Genomic DNA, 13,873 nt, shown 5'->3' with positions numbered 1-13,873 from the left:
TTTCATGTCCCTGCGGGCGGGGGGGGGGGCTCCGGCCCCCCCGCCGCTCAGTCCTCGGCGCGCTGCCGGGCGGCGTCCATGCGCGCCCGGGCGCCGTCCAGCCAGCGCTGGCAGATGCCGGCGAGCTGCTCGCCGCGCTCCCAGAGCGCCAGCGACTCCTCCAGCGAGGTGCCGCCCGCCTCCAGCCGCTCGACCACCGAGGCCAGCTCGGCCCGGGCCTGCTCGTAGCTGAGCTGCTCGTCCTTCTTGGTGTCAGTCATCGGGTCCCATCTCATCAGCCGTCCACGGTGGCGCTCAGCTCGCCCTCGGCGAGGCGTACCCGCAGCGGGTCGCCCTTGGCCACCTCGGACGCGGCGCGGACGACGTGCCCGTCGGCGCGCTGGACGATGGCGTAGCCCCGGTCGAGGGTTGCCGCGGGGGAGAGGGCGCGCAGCCGGGCCAGGGTGTGCCGCAGGTCGTCGCCGGCGGCGCCGAGCCGGTGGTCCAGGCAGCGGCCGGCCCGGTCGCGCAGCGCGGTGACCTCGGTGGCCCGCTGGTCGACCATCACCTGCGGGCGGGCCAGCACCGGCCGGGAGCGGAGCAGGTCGAGCCTGTGCTGCTCCCGGTCGACCAGGTTGCGCACCGCCCGCTCCAGCCGGGACCGGGCCTGGCCGATGAGGCGGACCTCCTCGGCGAGGTCGGGCACGATGCGCTTCGCCGCGTCGGTCGGCGTCGAGGCGCGCACGTCGGCGACGTAGTCGAGCAGCGGCGTGTCGGTCTCGTGGCCGATCGCGCTGACCACCGGCGTGCGGCAGGCGAAGACCGCCCGGCAGAGCGCCTCGTCGGAGAAGGGGAGCAGGTCCTCGATGCCGCCGCCGCCCCGGGCGATGATGATCACGTCGACCGTCGGGTCGGCGTCGAGCACCTTGAGCGCGCCGACGATGTCGGGCACCGCGCTCGGGCCTTGCACCGCCACGTTGACGGTCCGGAACTCGACCGCCGGCCAGCGGCGGCGGGCGTTGGTGAGCACGTCCCGCTCGGCGGCCGAGGCGCGGCCGGTGATCAGGCCGATCCGGCCGGGCAGGAACGGCGGCCGGCGCTTGCGGGACCGGTCGAAGAGCCCCTCGGCGGCCAGCAGCTTCTTGAGCTTCTCCAGCCGGGCCAGCAGCTCGCCCAGCCCGACCTGGCGGATCTCGTCGGCGCGCAGGCTGAGCGTGCCCCGGGCGGCGTAGAACTCGGGCTTGGCGTGCAGCACCACCCGGGCGCCCTCGCGCAGCTCCGGCGCGCCCGCGTCGAGCACGTCGCGGTTGGTGGTGACGGTCAGGCTCAGATCCGCCGACGGGTCACGCAGGGTGAGGAAGACCGTGCTCGCCCCCGGCCGCCGACTGATCTGCGCGACCTGCCCGTCGACCCAGACCCACCCCAGCCGGGCGATCCAGGCCCCGATCTTCTGGCTCACCACCCGGACCGGCCACGGCTCCTCGGACGTGCTCCGCTCCCCCTCGCTCACCCGCCCACCCTAAGCCCCACCCCCGACGCCACCCGCGTCGATCATGAGGTTGACGGCGATGTCGATCTCCGGAACGGCCGCTAACCTCATGATCGACGCCTCCGGCGGGGGCGGCCAGGGGGGTTGCAGCCGCTGTCGGGGGAAGAGCGGGCACGTACGATGGTCGGGTGACTGAGGCTGAGACGACTCCCCGGACCGGCAAGCGCGTGCTCCTGGCCAAGCCCCGCGGCTACTGCGCGGGCGTGGACCGGGCGGTGCAGACCGTCGAGGAGGCGCTGAAGCTCTACGGCGCGCCGATCTACGTCCGCAAGCAGATCGTGCACAACAAGCACGTGGTGCGGACGCTGGAGGCCAAGGGCGCGATCTTCGTGGAGGAGAACGAGGAGGTGCCGGAGGGCGCCACCGTCATCTTCTCCGCGCACGGTGTGGCCCCCGAGGTCTACGAGCAGGCCCAGGCGCGCTCGCTCAAGGCGATCGACGCGACCTGCCCGCTGGTCACCAAGGTGCACCAGGAGGCCCGGCGGTTCGCCGCCGAGGACTACGACATCCTGCTGATCGGCCACGAGGGGCACGAGGAGGTCATCGGCACCGCCGGTGAGGCGCCCGCGCACATCCAGCTGGTCGACGGCCCGGACGGCGCCGACAAGGTCACCGTGCGCGACCCGGAGAAGGTCGTCTGGCTCTCCCAGACCACCCTCTCGGTCGACGAGACCCTGGAGACGGTGGCCCGGCTCAAGCAGCGGCTGCCGCTGCTCCAGTCGCCGCCCAGCGACGACATCTGCTACGCCACCTCCAACCGGCAGCACGTGGTGAAGGAGATCGCCCCGGACTGCGACGTGGTGATCGTGGTGGGCTCGCGGAACTCCTCCAACTCGGTCCGGCTGGTCGAGGTGGCGGTGGATGCCGGCGCCCGGGCCGGTCACCTGGTCGACTTCGCCCACGAGATCGACGACGCCTGGCTGGAGGGGGCCCGCACCGTGGGCCTGACCTCGGGCGCCAGCGTGCCGGACGAGCTGGTCCAGCAGGTGCTCGCGCACCTGGCCGAGCGCGGCTTCGCCGACGTCGAGGAGATCACCACCGCCAACGAGCGGCTGACCTTCTCGCTGCCGCAGGAGCTCAAGCGGGACCTGAAGGCCGCCGCGGCCCGCGGCTGACCGGCCGGGAACGAAACGCCCACCGACCACGTCCAACCGGTCATGAAGACTCCTCGGACGGTGCTCGTCGCCCTGCTGGCCGGCGCGGCGCTGACCGCCTGCGCCGGTCCGGGCACCGAGCCCGCCGGACCCACCTCGACGGGAGCCGCCCCGGTGACCAGCCAGCCCGACCCCGGCCCCAGCATCGGCCCGAGCCGCCCCGACCCCACCTGGAAGGGCGGCCCGTCGAAGCCGCCCGGCCCCGGCGCCACCACGCTCACCGGCACGATCCGCGCCGGTGTCGAGCCGAACTGCCTGCTGATCGACGACCACCTGCTGATCGGCGGCCCCCGCGACCTGCTCCGGCCCGGCGCCCGGGTGGAGGTCACCGGCCGCTCGGAGCCGGGCATGATGACCACCTGCCAGCAGGGCACACCCTTCGTCGTGGAATCCGCCCGCCGCGCCTGACCCGCACCCGGGGAACCGGGCCGGAAAACGGCGGAGCCCCGCCCCCCGGAGGGGGCGGGGCTCCTGACGTCAGCGGGTCAGTTGACCGCGCCGACCTCCACCGAGCCACGGCCGACGACCGCGCCCTCGATGGTGGTGACGGCCAGGTCACCGTAGAGCTGCCGGCCGGCGGCCGGGGTGGACTTGGCGGTCACCGTGCCGGTCAGGGTGGCGGTGGCGCCGTTGGCCAGGGCCAGCGGGGTGCTGGGGGCGGAGAGCGTGCCCAGCGCCGGGGCGGCGAACGAGTCGCGGTAGTCGTACGCGGTGGTCGGGTCGCTCACCGCGTAGCCGTCCACGACCACCCGGTAGGTGCCGGCGGCCGGGTTGGACAGCGTGACCGCCTCCTCCGAGTCGCCGTCGGCCGACTGGCCCACCCGGGTCGCGCCGAGGAAGACCGACAGGTCCAGGTCGGCGCTCAGGTCGGACGGGCTGCCGATCCGGGCGGTGAACGAGGTGGCCCCCGCCGGGACGTCCACCGTGTATTCCTGGCGACCGCCCTGGGCGATGCTCGGCCGCTCGGCGTGCACGCTGGCCAGCGGGCCGCCGACCCCGGTCACCTGGACCGGGCCGAAGGTGTTGGTCAGGCCCCAGCTCACCTCGGTCGGGGTGCCGGCGGTCACCGACGGCAGCTCGACCACGGCCGGCTCGACCTTGACGCCCTGCACCCGCGCCTGGAGCTGGAACGGGTTGTCCAGCGCCGGCGAGGTGCGCCGGGCCTCGACCTCGATCTCCCAGACGCCCGGGATCGGGTTCTGGTAGTCCCGCTCCTGCGGCTTGCAGGCGGCGGCGTCGGAGAAGTTGGTGTAGCAGGCGGTGCTCGCGGTGCTCTCGACCGGCACGCCGTACGGGTTGATGGCGATGAACCGGGTCTGCGAGCCGGTGGCGATGCCGGAGAGGTTGACCTGGAGCGCGCCCGCGCCCTCCGGAACCGTCACGAAGTACGAGGCGAAGCCGTTCCGCTCGACCGAGCCACCCGCGGAGAACGAGTAGGCCGGGGCGGAGACCGCGGTCGGGGCGACCACGACGGTGGCGACCTCGAAGTCGACCACCGAGGTGCTCGGGTCGTCGACCGTCATGATCGCGCCGTGCGCGCCGGGGGTCAGCGGCTTGGCCTTCACCTTGACCGTGACGGTCTTGTTCAGCGGCAGCCACACGACCGCGGGGGCCGAGAAGGTGCCGTCGTTGCCGCGGAACGCGACGGTGTGCTCGAGACCCTTGTTCGGGCCGCTGGTGCGGGTCAGCTTGACCTCGTAGTAGCGGCTCTCCTTGACCTTCTGCCCGCCGTTGCCGACCGCGCAGCGGTTGTAGACGCCGGTGCCCACGTTCGGGTTCGGCTCGAACACGCCGGAGTCCTTGTTGTACTTCGTCAGGTTCCCCGACAGCTCGGTGCAGACCGGGGCCGCGGAGGTGTAGGTCCGGGTCTGCACGCCCGCGGCCAGCAGGTCCCACGCGCCCGGCACGTTGAACATTCCGTAGCCCTGGCCGTACGTCGGGACGCCCGCGATCGGCTTGGCGGAGGTGTAGATGGCGCGGCGCAGCGCGGCCGGGGTGACCCCCTTGTCGGTCGCCTTGGCCGCCGACAGCAGCAGCGCGGCGGCGCCGGCGGCCTGCGGCGAGGCCATCGAGGTGCCGTTCAGCATCTGGTAGCCGGGGGGCAGCGGGTAGCCGGCCTCGGGCACCGGGTTGCCGGGCTGCCAGGTCGGCGCGGTGGAGATGGCCGAGCCGGGGGCGGTCACGTTGGGCTTGAAGCCGCCGTCCTCACGCGGGCCGCGGGAGGAGAAGTTGAACAGCGCGTTCTCCTTGCGGACCACCGACCCGTAGTTGGCCAGCCAGGTGTCCTTGCTGACGCTCGCCGCCACGCTGACCACGTTGCTGGCGACGGAGGGGTCGCCGACGGTGTTCAGGCCCGGGCCGGAGTTGCCGGCCGAGATGAACATCTGCACGCCGTAGGTGGTGATCAGCTCGTCGTAGAGGTTGGCGCGGGCGTTGGCGCCGTCGTTCAGCGCCGGCAGGCCGCCGATCGACATGTTGACCACGTCGACCTTGCGGTTGACCACGAGGTCGACCATGCCGGTGGTGAGCGCCGCGGCGGTGCAGCCGCCGCCCCACGAGCAGGCCCGGGCGGAGACCAGCTTGGCGCCCGGGGCGGCGCCGTCGAGGGCGCTGTTGCCCAGCATGTCGTTGGCGGCGGTGATGCCGGCGACGTGGGTGCCGTGGGTCGCCTCGATGATGCCGATGTTGACGTAGTCGTAGTACGGGCCGGCCTGGCCGTCCGCCGGCGTGATGTCCACGTTCCGGCGGTACTCGACCACGAACGGGATCTGCTCGCGCACCGCGGTGGCCGGGTTGTCCGTGCCGAAGTGGCCGACCTGGAACTTCTCCTTGTACGGCCGCATGAGCTCGTCGTCGGTGAAGTCGTTGTTCTGGTTGGCGTCGACCCGGATGTCGCCGTTCACCGGGTTGTAGAGGATGCCCCAGAAGTCGGTGGTGTCACCGTCGCGGTTGACGTCGCCCCGCGCGTCGTCCAGCGCGGTGATGTTCTCCCGGAAGACGTTGAACTTGTAGGCGCCGGCCGGCGCGGTCCAGGTGCCCAGCGTGTTGGTGAACGAGGGGCCCGCCACGTCGCTGGCCATCGCGCGCCAGGAGGCGTCCTCGAGCGGGTCCGTCGCGGTGACCCAGTCGACGATCTTGCGCTCGCCCGTGGTGGTCTTCTGCAGCGCCGGCTGGTCCAGGTCCACCCCGGAGTCCATGATGCCGATGGTGACGCCGCGGCCGTCCCACGTCGGGTGCGCGGCCTTGAAGGCCTCCGCGCCGGTCTCGTTGGTCGGCATGTACGGGTTGACCGCGCCGGTGTCGGCGCCCGGACCGGCAAGCGTCTCGCCCTGCTCGGCGGTCTTCGCGCCGGCCGGGGCGGCCTCGGGGGCCGGGTCGGGGAGCTTGATGGTCTCGTCGAGGTCGACGGCGGAGACGCCGGGGAGCGTCGCGGCCTTGAGGACCTTCGCGGTCGGGACCTTGGCCAGCACGTAGCCGACCTGGTCGTAGCGCTGGCTCACCGAGGCGCCCAGGCCGGCCAGCCCGTCGGCGACCTTCTTGGCCGAGCCCTTCTTGGCGGCGATGATCAGGGTGACGGTCGGAGCGTGCTTCGCCTCCGCCTCGTCCAGCAGCTTGGCGTCGTGGGCGCCCAGCGTCTCGGCGGCGGTCGGCTGCGAGGCGTCGGGGGCGGCGGCGGGGGCTGCGCTCGCGGTCGCGGCGCCACCCCCGACGGTCATGGCGCCGGCCGCCAGGACCGAGGCGAAGAGCGCGGCGGAGGTACGCCGGCTCCGGTTGCGGGGTTGACTCACGTTCTCTTCCTCCAGAGAACAGGGCCCTACAGAAAACAGGGCACACGTGACCGTGATCCTTCGGCCTGGTCCCTGTCGGTGTCACTACTCCGAAGTAGGTTGTGACCACTCCGTGACGAGGATCGGCCGTCATCGTCACGTTGAGCGTGTCAACCGTCGATGCCTGCCGGCCGATCGGCCGATGTGGACACGCCCTCCACCAGCTCCGGGGCCTGCGGCTGGCGGGGTGCCAGCTCGACCTGTGCCGGGGCGGCCAGCTCCTGGTCGGAGACGCCAAGCTCGGCCAGCTTGCGGGCGCTGACCAGCACCCGCGCCTCCAGCGAGCCGACCGCCCGGTTGTAGGCGGTGACCGCCCCGCTCAGCGCGCCGCCGAGCTTGCCGACGTGGTCGCCCAGGGTGGACAGCCGCCCGTAGAGCTCGCGGGCCAGCGAGTGCACGGTGGCCGCGTTGCGGGCCAGCGCCTCCTGCCGCCAGGAGTAGGCCACCGTGCGCAGCAGCGCCACCAGGGTGGCCGGCGTGGCCAGCACCACGTTGCGGGCGAAGGCGTGCTCCAGCAGCGACGGGTCACGCTGCAACGCCACGTCGAGGAACGGGTCGGCCGGCACGAACAACACCACGAACTCCGGGGTCTGGTCGAACGCCGCCCAGTAGGTCTTGGCGGCCAGCCCGTCGACGTGCGCCCGCAGGTGCCGCGCGTGCGCGTCGAGGTGGGTGTCGCGGCCCCGCTCGTCGCGCGCCTCCATGGCGGTCAGGTAGGCCTCGAAGGGGGCCTTGGCGTCGACCACCACCGTGCGGCCGCCGTGCAGCCGGACCACCAGGTCGGGCCGGACCCCCTGGTGGTCGGTGGCCGCCGTGACCTGCTCGTTGAAGTCGCAGTGCTCCAGCATGCCGGCCGCCTCGACGATCCGGCGGAGCTGGTGCTCACCCCAGCGGCCGCGCACCTGCGGGGCGCGCAGCGCCGCGACGAGCTGCTTGGTCTCGGTGCGCAGCTCGCCGGAGACCGCGCTCATCGAGCGCACCTGCTCGCGCAGCTCGGCGTAGGCGTCGACCCGGTCGCGCTCCAGCTCGGCGACCCGCTGCTCGTAGCGGCGGAGGGTGTCGTGCAGCGGGGCCACCGCCCGGGCCACCGCCTCCTGGGACTGCGCGGTCGCCTCGTAGCTGAGCGCCCGCATGGACTGCTCCAGCCGCCCCTCGCCCTCCCGGGTGGCGGCCAGGGTCGCCTCCAGCCGGGCGATCTCGGTCGCCGAGCGGGACCGGGCGGCCAGCCAGCCCACCGCGCCGCCCGCGGCGAGGCAGAGCACCACCACGGCCAGCGTCGAGAAGCTCATGCCGAAGAGCTTGCCAAACGGGTACGACGTGCGCCCGCTGGGTACGTTCGAGGTCATGGAGGTTGCCCTGTGGGTGGTCCTGATCCTGATGCTCGGAGGTGCACTGGTGATCTGGCGGTGGTTGAGCGGGTCCCGGCGGTCCACCGAGCTGGCCGACGCGCGCGCTGAGGCGCAACGCTGGTACGAGCGGCTCGGCGGGCAGTTGATGAACCTGCACGGGGACGCCCCCGCGGTCCGCCAGGCGCTGGCCGACGCGGGCGAGCGCTACAACGCGGCCGGCTCCCAGCTGGAGCAGGCGGGCACCCCGCACCAGTTCGCGCTGGCCCGGGAGACCGCGCTGGAGGGGCTGGCCTACATCCGGGCGGCGCGGACCGCCATGGGCATCGACCCGGGCCCGGAGCTGCCGCCGCTGGCCGCCGCCCGCGGCGCGGGCATGCTCACCAAGGAGCGCGAGGTCAACGTGCAGGGGCAGACCTACCGGGCCGGCCCCCAGCCGGGCAACCAGACGCCCTACTACTACCCGGGCGGGAACTGGCAGGGCCGGCCGGTGCCGGCCGGCTGGTACTCGACGCCGTGGTGGAAGACGGCGCTGGGCACCGGGGCCGGCGTGCTCGGCGGCATCCTGATCGCCGACGCGCTCTTCTCGCCCGCCTTCGCCGACCCGGGCTACGGCTACGAGGCCGGCTACCAGGAGGGCTTCAACGACGGCCAGGACCAGGGCGGCGACCAGGGCGGCGACCAGGGCGGCGACCAGGGCCAGGACTTCGGGGACCAGGGCCAGGACTTCGCCGGCCAGGGCGACTACTCCGGGGGCTACGGCGGCGGGGACTTCGGCGGCGACTTCGGTGGGGGCGACTTCGGCGGCGGGGACTTCGGCGGCGGCGGCGACTGGTAACCGCGACGCCCGGATGACGAAGGCCCCGGTCGGCGCGACCGGGGCCTTTCCGTCGATCGGGGTCAGCCGGTGTTGCGCATGCCGGCGGCGATGCCGTTGACCGTGGTGAGCAGCGCCCGCTCCAGCGCCGTGCCGTCGTTGGGGGCGCGGCGCCCGCCCGGCGCGGTGGCCACGGCGCGGCCCGCGGCGCCGGAGTCGCGGTACTGGCGCAGTAGCGCCACCTGGAGGTGGTGCAGCGGCTCCAGGTAGGTGTCCCGCACGGCGAGGGTGCGCTGGAGCACGGGCGAGTTGTCCAGCAGGGCCGGCGTGGCGGTGACCGCCAGCACCTCCTGCTTGGTCAGCTCGTACTCCTGCTCGATCTTCTCGAAGATCGGGTGCAGCTTCTTCGGGACCAGGGTCTCCACGTAGCGCCGGGCGATGGTCAGGTCGGTCTTGGTCAGCATCATCTCGACGTTCGACAGGAACGTGCGGAAGAAGTGCCAGTTCCGGTTCATCTCGGCGAGCACGTCCTCCAGGCCGGCCGCCCGCGCGGCGGCCAACCCCGAGCCCACGCCGAACCAGCCGGGCACGATCTGCCGGGTCTGCGTCCAGCCGAACACCCAGGGGATGGCCCGCAGGCCGGCCAGCCCGGCACCGGTGTTCGGCCGCTTCGCCGGCCGGGAGCCGATGTTCAGCGCGCCGAGCAGCTCGGTGGGGGTGGAGGCCCAGAAGTAGGCCGGCAGGTCCGGGTCCTCGACCAGCGACCGGTAGGACCGGAAGGCCGACTCGGAGACCACGTCCATGGTGGCGTCCCAGCGCTCCAGCATCTCGGCCGGCTGCCGGGGCGCGGTGTGCAGCAGCGTCGCCTGGAGCACCGCCGCGACGGTCAGCTCCAGGTTTTCCCGGGCCAGGGCGGGCAGCGTGTACTTGTCGGAGATGACCTCGCCCTGCTCGGTCACCTTGATCGCGCCGTCGAGCGTGCCGTACGGCTGGGCCAGGATGGCGTCGTGGGTGGGGCCGCCGCCCCGGCCGACCGTGCCGCCCCGACCGTGGAAGAGCCGCAGGTGCACGCCGTGCCGGGCGGCCACGTCCCGCAGCGCGCGCTGGGCCCGGTGGATGGACCACTGGCTGGTGGTGATGCCGGCCTCCTTGTTGGAGTCGGAGTAGCCGAGCATCACCTCCTGCACGTCGCCCCGGGCCGCCACCAGCGCCCGGTAGGCCGGCAGGGACAGCAGCTCGTCGAGCAGCTCGCCGCCGGTGTTCAGCTCGGCCGGGGTCTCCAGCAGCGGCACGAAGCCGATCCGGGCCCGGCCGCTGTGCGCGTCGACCAGGCCGGCCTCGCGGGCCAGCACCACGGCGGCGAGCACGTCGTCCACGCCGAGGGTCATCGAGATGATGTACGACTCGATCACCTCGGCGCCGAACCGGTCCTGCGCCTCGCGGATCGCCCCGAACACGTCGAACGTCTTCTGCGCCGCCTCGGTGAGCGGGCTGTCCAGGGTGGAGAGGGGCCGGCGGCCGGCCAGCTCGTCGGCGAGCAGCTTGGTGCGCTCCAGCCGGGTCAGCGACGGGTAGTCGGACACCTCGCCGACCGCCGCGTAGAGCTGGGCGAGCACCGCGTGGTGCGCCTCGGCGTGCTCGCGGACGTCCATGGTCGCCAGGTGCAGCCCGAACGCGGAGACCGTACGGATGGTCGAGGCGAGCCGGCCCACGGCGGTGAGCTGCCCGGAGTTGCGGGCCAGCGACGCGCGCAGCAGCTCCAGGTCGGCGATCAGCTCGGCCGAGCCGCGGTAGTCCCGCCCCGGCACGTGTGGGGTGCCGGTGCGCAGCCGCTCCCGGGTGTTGGCCAGCTTGGCCTTCACGCACCGCGCCTTGAGCCGGTAGGGCTCCTCGGCGTTGACCCGGCGGAACCGGGGTGCCACCTCGGGCAGCGCGTCCAGGTCGGCGGCGAGGCTGGCGGAGAGGTCGAGGGAGACCGCGCGCAGCCGGCGGGAGACGCTGACCTCGTTGATCAGCTGGTCCATCGCCTTCTCGGTGGCCTCGATGCCGTGCTCGTGCTGGATGCGCAGCACCTCGCGGGTGACCGTCGGGGTGACGAACGGGTTGCCGTCGCGGTCGCCGCCGATCCAGGTGCCGAAGGTCAGCGGGCGGGCGGTCGGCGAGGTCTCCACGCCGAGGGTGCGCAGCGTGTCGGCGAGGTCGTCGAGCACCTGCGGGGCGGCCTCGGCGTGCAGGTCGCGCAGGTAGTAGATGGCGTTGCGGGCCTCGTCGGTCGGGTCCGGCCGGTCCAGCCGCAGCTCGTCGGTCTGCCACATCAGGTCGAGCAGCTCGGCCAGGCGCCGGTTGGCCGGCCCCTCGTCGCTGGCGCCGTAGAGGATCGCGTTGGCGGTCTCGGCATCCAGCTCGTCGGCGACCGCGCGCAGCTTGGACAGGATGGACCGGCGGGCCGCCTCGGTGGGGTGGGCGGTGAAGACCGGGCGTACGGCGAGCCGGCGGGCCGCGGCGGCGATCTCCTCGGCCGGTACCCCGCGCTCGGCGATCATCTTGGCCGCCTGGTCCAGCCAGCCGCCGTGGGTGGCCCGCCGTCGGCGCAGGTCGCGGGCCCGGTGCACCTGCTCGGTGATGTTGGCCAGGTGGAAGTAGGTGGAGAAGGCCCGGGCCAGCTTGGTGCCGGTGGTGACGTCGAGCCCGGCAAGGCGCTGGGCGGCGGCCGGCGGGTCGGAGCGGACCTGGGCCCGGATCTCCTCGACGAGGTCGAGCAGCGGCCGGCCCTCCTGCCGGGCGAGGGTCTGCCCGAGCAGCGTGCCGAGGCGGCGGATGTCGGCCCGGAGAGCGGCGTCGGGGCCGTCGTGGTCGTGCTGGTCGGTCACGGTGCGCTCCTTACGCGAGTACGAAGGACAGCGCTGTCCGACTCTCTGGATGGTATCCGCGCGAGCCCCGGCGCACGGAGGGGGACCGCGTGATGATCTGCACTCTGGGACGGGTCGACCGGCTCAGCCATGGGCCGGCGCGCCGGGGGTGTCGGGGCGGGATCGGCCGGCGCGGACCGCGCGCCGGTGCGCCCGGAAGATCGTCGCGGTGACCAGCCCGAGCAGCCCGACCAGGGCCCAGAGGGTGAGCCCGGTCAGGGTCCAGCCCATCGAGCGGCGGTCGAAGTAGACCGCCGACTTGATCAGGTCGGTGGCCAGGCCGGGAACGTTCCACCGGTGCATGCCGCGCAGCCAGGCCGGCAGGAACTCCGGGGCGTAGATGCCGCCCGAGCCGGGATTGCCGAGCACCACCAGCAGCAGGATCACCAGCCCGGTGCCGAGCAGGCCCAGCCACGCCTGCACGGCGCTGGCGATCATCGCGGCGGCGAAGACCGCGAGCGCGCCGACCGCCGCGACGGCGGGGATGTCGTGGTGCCAGACGTCGAGCACCGGGCCGACCACGGTGGCGCCGACGATCCCCAGCACGACCGAGTAGACCGCCAGGGCGGCGATCCGCAGCCCGGCCCGGGGCAGGCTAACCGGGGCGGTGCCGGTCCGCAGGCCCAGCGCGGTGGAGGCCAGGTAGCCGCCGAGCACGTAGCCGACCGCCAGGTAGAAGGGGACCAGCCCGCGCGGGTCGGTCGGCTGCACCGGCACCTCGTCGGTGACCTGGATCGGCAGGTCGGCCTGCCGGGCGGCCTGGCCGAGCACCTGGGTCACCAGTTCGGTGGCGGCCGGGGCGGAGGCGCTGGCCGTGGCCAGGCGCAGCCCGTTGTCCGGGCCGGAGGTGAGCACGCCGTACACCTCGCGGGCCGTGAGGCCGTCGTCGGCGGCGCCCGGGTCGTCGTACTCGATGGGTTCGATCTTGTCGGTGCGCTGGCGGACCGCGGCCAGCACGGCCTGGGCGCGCTGGTCGCCGAGGACCACCCCGACGGGCACGTCGTGGGGGCGGGGTTGGTGGAGCGCGCCGACGTAGGCGGCGATGAACGCGGTGGCCAGGGCGAGGGTGCCGAGCAGCAGCGCCGCCGTGCGGGGCAGCCAGTCGCGTACCGGAAGGTTCCGCTGCGCCTCGTCCACGCGCCCAGCCTATTGCCCACATATGCCCGGCCCGTGCGGTTTCATCCGGGCGGAATTCGCTGGCCCGGCCCGATAGCTTCGGATCATGACGCTGCCCAGCTACCCCCCGAAGCCGAAGCCGGGCGACCGGGTCGCGGTCGTCTCGCCCTCCGCCGGCCTGCCGGGCCTCTTCCCGCACGTCTACGAGCTGGGCCTGCGCCGGCTCCGCGAGGAGTTCGGGTTGGAGCCGGTGGAGTATCCGACCACCCGGCAGCTGGGGGCCGACCCGCGGGACCGGGCGCGCGACCTGACCGCCGCCTTCGCCGACCCGAGCATCACCGCGGTGCTCGCCACGGTCGGCGGGGACGACCTGGTCACGGTCACCCCGTTCCTGGACGACGCGGTGCTGCGGGCCAACCCGAAGCCCTATTTCGGCTACTCGGACAACACCAACGTCCTCAACCACCTCCACCGACTGGGGATCGTGGCCTACCACGGCGGGTCGGTGCTGGTGCACCTCGGCCGGTCCGGCGCACCGCACCCGCTCACCTTCGACTCGCTGCGCGCGGCGCTGTTCACCTCCGGCTGGTACGAGCTGACCCCGGCCCCGGAGTGGGGCGACGAGCCCCGCGACTGGCGCGACCCGGCGACGCTCGCCGACGAGCCGGTGATGTTCCCCGGCGAGGGCTGGCGCTGGCACGGGCCGGCCCGGGTGGTGCAGGGCCGGACCTGGGGCGGCTGCCTGGAGATCATCCACTGGCTGATGGCCACCGACCGGGTGCCCTCGGCGGCCGAGCTCGCCGGCTCGGTGCTGATCTTCGAGACCTCCAACGAGCTGCCCGGTGCGCAGGAGGTCTTCCGGATCGTGCGCAACATGGGCGAGCGCGGGCTGCTCGCCGGCTTCCCGGCCATCGTGGTCGGCCGGCCCAAGGCGTGGGACTTCGACCGACCGCACACCCTGGACGAGCGCCTGGCCTGGGGCGAGGCGCAGCGGGAGGCGATCCTCCGGGCCCTCGCGCCGTACGCCGACGACCCCGTGGTGGTCTTCGACGTCGACCTCGGCCACACCGACCCGCAGCTGATCGTCCCGTACGGCGGCGAGATCCGGGTCGACGCGGTCGAGCGCCGGATCGCCGTGCGCTACTGATGAGCGGCGTGAGCACGCGGGCTTGGAGA

At 73.6% G+C, this 13,873-nt stretch carries 10 protein-coding genes; 4 read left to right on the top strand and 6 right to left on the bottom strand.

Going from position 1 to position 13,873, the window contains the following annotated elements; all coding sequences use genetic code 11:
- Positions 1 to 47 precede the first annotated feature (47 nt).
- Both ABZV78_RS21330 and xseA read right to left on the bottom strand, forming a co-directional pair.
- Complete coding sequence (locus ABZV78_RS21330; protein WP_355641024.1) at positions 48 to 260, bottom strand: exodeoxyribonuclease VII small subunit; 213 nt, start codon at positions 258 to 260, stop codon at positions 48 to 50.
- A 14-nt stretch (positions 261 to 274) separates the two neighbouring features.
- Complete coding sequence (xseA, locus tag ABZV78_RS21325) at positions 275 to 1,489, bottom strand: exodeoxyribonuclease VII large subunit (protein WP_355641023.1); 1,215 nt, start codon at positions 1,487 to 1,489, stop codon at positions 275 to 277.
- A 167-nt stretch (positions 1,490 to 1,656) separates the two neighbouring features.
- Here xseA and ABZV78_RS21320 point away from each other — a divergent pair, with 167 nt between their 5' ends.
- Both ABZV78_RS21320 and ABZV78_RS21315 read left to right on the top strand, forming a co-directional pair.
- The gene (locus tag ABZV78_RS21320) at positions 1,657 to 2,643 is read left to right on the top strand and encodes a 4-hydroxy-3-methylbut-2-enyl diphosphate reductase (protein WP_355641021.1); all 987 of its coding nucleotides are present in this window, start codon (positions 1,657 to 1,659) and stop codon (positions 2,641 to 2,643) included.
- 42 nt (positions 2,644 to 2,685) lie between these two features.
- The gene (locus ABZV78_RS21315; RefSeq protein ID WP_355641019.1) at positions 2,686 to 3,090 is read left to right on the top strand and encodes a hypothetical protein; all 405 of its coding nucleotides are present in this window, start codon (positions 2,686 to 2,688) and stop codon (positions 3,088 to 3,090) included.
- A 77-nt stretch (positions 3,091 to 3,167) separates the two neighbouring features.
- On the opposite strand, the gene ABZV78_RS21310 is transcribed toward ABZV78_RS21315, so the two are convergent.
- Both ABZV78_RS21310 and ABZV78_RS21305 read right to left on the bottom strand, forming a co-directional pair.
- Positions 3,168 to 6,470, bottom strand: coding sequence for a S8 family serine peptidase (locus ABZV78_RS21310; RefSeq protein ID WP_355641018.1), 3,303 nt, complete (start codon positions 6,468 to 6,470; stop codon positions 3,168 to 3,170).
- Between the two features lie 149 nt (positions 6,471 to 6,619).
- Positions 6,620 to 7,798: a DNA recombination protein RmuC gene (locus tag ABZV78_RS21305; RefSeq protein WP_355641016.1), complete on the bottom strand. Its 1,179-nt coding sequence runs from the start codon at positions 7,796 to 7,798 to the stop codon at positions 6,620 to 6,622.
- A gap of 55 nt (positions 7,799 to 7,853) precedes the next feature.
- On the opposite strand from ABZV78_RS21305, the gene ABZV78_RS21300 reads away from it, so the two are divergent.
- Positions 7,854 to 8,693, top strand: a complete 840-nt coding sequence (locus ABZV78_RS21300; RefSeq protein WP_355641014.1) for a hypothetical protein — start codon at positions 7,854 to 7,856, stop codon at positions 8,691 to 8,693.
- Positions 8,694 to 8,755: 62 nt separating this feature from the next.
- Here ABZV78_RS21300 and ppc read toward each other — a convergent pair whose 3' ends face one another.
- Positions 8,756 to 11,542, bottom strand: a complete 2,787-nt coding sequence (ppc, locus tag ABZV78_RS21295; protein ID WP_355641012.1) for a phosphoenolpyruvate carboxylase — start codon at positions 11,540 to 11,542, stop codon at positions 8,756 to 8,758.
- A 123-nt stretch (positions 11,543 to 11,665) separates the two neighbouring features.
- Entirely contained in the window at positions 11,666 to 12,718 is a 1,053-nt protein-coding gene (locus ABZV78_RS21290; RefSeq protein WP_355641010.1) for a hypothetical protein, read from the bottom strand.
- Positions 12,719 to 12,803: 85 nt separating this feature from the next.
- Between ABZV78_RS21290 and ABZV78_RS21285 the strand changes: the two genes are divergently transcribed.
- Positions 12,804 to 13,844, top strand: a complete 1,041-nt coding sequence (locus ABZV78_RS21285) for a S66 peptidase family protein (RefSeq protein WP_355641008.1) — start codon at positions 12,804 to 12,806, stop codon at positions 13,842 to 13,844.
- The last annotated feature ends 29 nt before the right edge of the window (positions 13,845 to 13,873 follow it).

The organism is Micromonospora sp. NPDC004540 (genome assembly GCF_040610095.1).
Taxonomy (GTDB): domain Bacteria; phylum Actinomycetota; class Actinomycetes; order Mycobacteriales; family Micromonosporaceae; genus Micromonospora.
Note: the sequence above shows the minus strand (reverse complement) of the source record. Positions and strands in the feature narration are given on the sequence as shown.